The sequence below is a fragment of the Kitasatospora purpeofusca genome (assembly GCF_000718025.1).
Taxonomy (GTDB): domain Bacteria; phylum Actinomycetota; class Actinomycetes; order Streptomycetales; family Streptomycetaceae; genus Kitasatospora; species Kitasatospora purpeofusca.
This window is the reverse complement of record NZ_JODS01000073.1, coordinates 1-3,391: the sequence shown is the minus strand read 5'-3', so window position 1 is coordinate 3,391 and position 3,391 is coordinate 1. Positions and strand designations below refer to the sequence as shown.

General features: G+C 57.0%; 1 rRNA gene. It reads right to left on the bottom strand.

The window, feature by feature from the left end:
- Window positions 1–2: 2 nt before the first annotated feature.
- Window positions 3–3,090 (bottom strand): 23S ribosomal RNA (locus IF01_RS0140695).
- Between the last annotated feature and the right edge of the window lie 301 nt (window positions 3,091–3,391).

Below are 3,391 nucleotides of genomic sequence, written 5' to 3'. Positions count from 1 at the left end.
CTGAGGACAAGCCCTCGGCCTATTAGTACCGGTCAACTCCACCCCTCACAGGGCTTCCATATCCGGCCTATCAACCCAGTCGTCTACTGGGAGCCTTACCCTCTCAAGGAGGTGGGAGTGCTCATCTCGAAGCAGGCTTCCCGCTTAGATGCTTTCAGCGGTTATCCCTCCCGAACGTAGCCAACCAGCCATGCCCTTGGCAGGACAACTGGCACACCAGAGGTTCGTCCGTCCCGGTCCTCTCGTACTAGGGACAGCCCTTCTCAACACTCCTACGCGCACAGCGGATAGGGACCGAACTGTCTCACGACGTTCTAAACCCAGCTCGCGTACCGCTTTAATGGGCGAACAGCCCAACCCTTGGGACCTACTCCAGCCCCAGGATGCGACGAGCCGACATCGAGGTGCCAAACCATCCCGTCGATATGGACTCTTGGGGAAGATCAGCCTGTTATCCCCGGGGTACCTTTTATCCGTTGAGCGACGGCGCTTCCACAAGCCACCGCCGGATCACTAGTCCCGACTTTCGTCCCTGCTCGACCCGTCAGTCTCACAGTCAAGCTCCCTTGTGCACTTACACTCAACACCTGATTGCCAACCAGGCTGAGGGAACCTTTGGGCGCCTCCGTTACTCTTTAGGAGGCAACCGCCCCAGTTAAACTACCCACCAGACACTGTCCCTGATCCGGATCACGGACCCAGGTTAGACATCCAGCACGACCAGAGTGGTATTTCAACGACGACTCCACCATGACTGGCGTCACGGCTTCAAAGTCTCCCACCTATCCTACACAAGCCGAACCGAACACCAATATCAAGCTATAGTAAAGGTCCCGGGGTCTTTCCGTCCTGCTGCGCGAAACGAGCATCTTTACTCGTAATGCAATTTCACCGGGCCTATGGTTGAGACAGTCGAGAAGTCGTTACGCCATTCGTGCAGGTCGGAACTTACCCGACAAGGAATTTCGCTACCTTAGGATGGTTATAGTTACCACCGCCGTTTACTGGCGCTTAAGTTCTCAGCTTCGCCCCGACGAATCAGAGCTAACCGGTCCCCTTAACGTTCCAGCACCGGGCAGGCGTCAGTCCGTATACATCGCCTTACGGCTTCGCACGGACCTGTGTTTTTAGTAAACAGTCGCTTCTCGCTGGTCTCTGCGGCCACCCCCAGCTCTGGCAGCAAGTGCCGTCACCAGGAATGGCCCCCCTTCTCCCGAAGTTACGGGGGCATTTTGCCGAGTTCCTTAACCATAGTTCACCCGAACGCCTCGGTATTCTCTACCTGACCACCTGAGTCGGTTTGGGGTACGGGCCGCCATGAAACTCGCTAGAGGCTTTTCTCGACAGCATAGGATCATCCACTTCACCACAATCGGCTCGGCATCAGGTCTCAGGCTACGTGTTGTGCGGATTTGCCTACACAACGCCCTACACCCTTACCCCGGGACAACCACCGCCCGGGCTGGACTACCTTCCTGCGTCACCCCATCGCTCACCTAGTACAGACTTGGTTCAGCGGCTCCACCACGTCCCTTTGTCCGAAGACTCCGGGCCGGCTTCACGGCCTTAGCATCACCTGGTTCAGCGTTGGCGCTTCAAAGCGGGTACGGGAATATCAACCCGTTGTCCATCGACTACGCCTGTCGGCCTCGCCTTAGGTCCCGACTTACCCTGGGCAGATCAGCTTGACCCAGGAACCCTTGGTCAATCGGCGCAAGAGTTTCCCACTCTTGTATCGCTACTCATGCCTGCATTCTCACTCGTGTACCGTCCACGACTGGTTTCCACCGCCGCTTCACCCGGCACACGACGCTCCCCTACCCATCACAGCAGGCGTTGGCCCTATATGCTGCAATGACACGACTTCGGTGATGTGCTTGAGCCCCGCTACATTGTCGGCGCGGAATCACTTGACCAGTGAGCTATTACGCACTCTTTCAAGGGTGGCTGCTTCTAAGCCAACCTCCTGGTTGTCTCTGCGACTCCACATCCTTTCCCACTTAGCACACGCTTAGGGACCTTAGTCGGTGTTCTGGGCTGTTTCCCTCTCGACCATGGAGCTTATCCCCCACAGTCTCACTGCCACGCTCTCACTTACCGGCATTCGGAGTTTGGCTAAGGTCAGTAACCCGGTGAGGCCCATCGCCTATCCAGTGCTCTACCTCCGGCAAGAAACACGTGACGCTGCACCTAAATGCATTTCGGGGAGAACCAGCTATCACGGAGTTTGATTGGCCTTTCACCCCTAACCACAGGTCATCCCCCAGGTTTTCAACCCTGGTGGGTTCGGTCCTCCACGAAGTCTTACCTCCGCTTCAACCTGCCCATGGCTAGATCACTCCGCTTCGGGTCTTGGGCATGCAACTCAATCGCCCTATTCGGACTCGCTTTCGCTACGGCTACCCCACACGGGTTAACCTCGCTACACACCGCAAACTCGCAGGCTCATTCTTCAAAAGGCACGCAGTCACGAGACACACAGCAAGCTGCATGTCCGACGCTCCCACGGCTTGTAGGCACACGGTTTCAGGTACTATTTCACTCCGCTCCCGCGGTACTTTTCACCATTCCCTCACGGTACTATCCGCTATCGGTCACCAGGGAATATTTAGGCTTAGCGGGTGGTCCCGCCAGATTCACACGGGATTTCTCGGGCCCCGTGCTACTTGGGAGTTCTTCAAACGAGCCGTACAGATTTCGCCTACGGGGGTCTTACCCTCTACGCCGGACCTTTCGCATGTCCTTCGACTATCCATACGGTTTCTGACTCGCCGACCGGCCGGCAGACCGGTCAAGAAAAATCCCACGACCCCACAAGCGCAACCCCTGCCGGGTCTCACACGCTCATGGTTTAGCCTCATCCGGTTTCGCTCGCCACTACTCCCGGAATCACGGTTGTTTTCTCTTCCTGCGGGTACTGAGATGTTTCACTTCCCCGCGTTCCCTCCACATACCCTATGTGTTCAGGTATGGGTGACAGCCCATGACGACTGCCGGGTTTCCCCATTCGGAAACCCCCGGATCAAAGCCTGGTTGACGGCTCGGTTCCTGGTGCCAAGGCATCCACCGTGCGCCCTTAAAAACTTGGCCACAGATGCTCGCGTCCACTGTGCAGTTCTCAAACAACGACCAGACACCCACACTCAACGACCCGAAGACCGCCTCGCATAGGACCGGCATCTCTGAAGCAACAGCCTTACGGCCGTTCCCTCAGGACCCAACAACGTGCCCGACACCCAGGATCGATCAACTGTCTTCCACGCCGAAGCAGTACTGGCAGTAGCCGATCCTGTGTGCCGAATAGTCAACGTTCCACCCATGAGCAACCGTGCAGGACATTCGCCTGCAAGCGGCATATTGCTCCTTAGAAAGGAGGTGATCCAGCCGCACC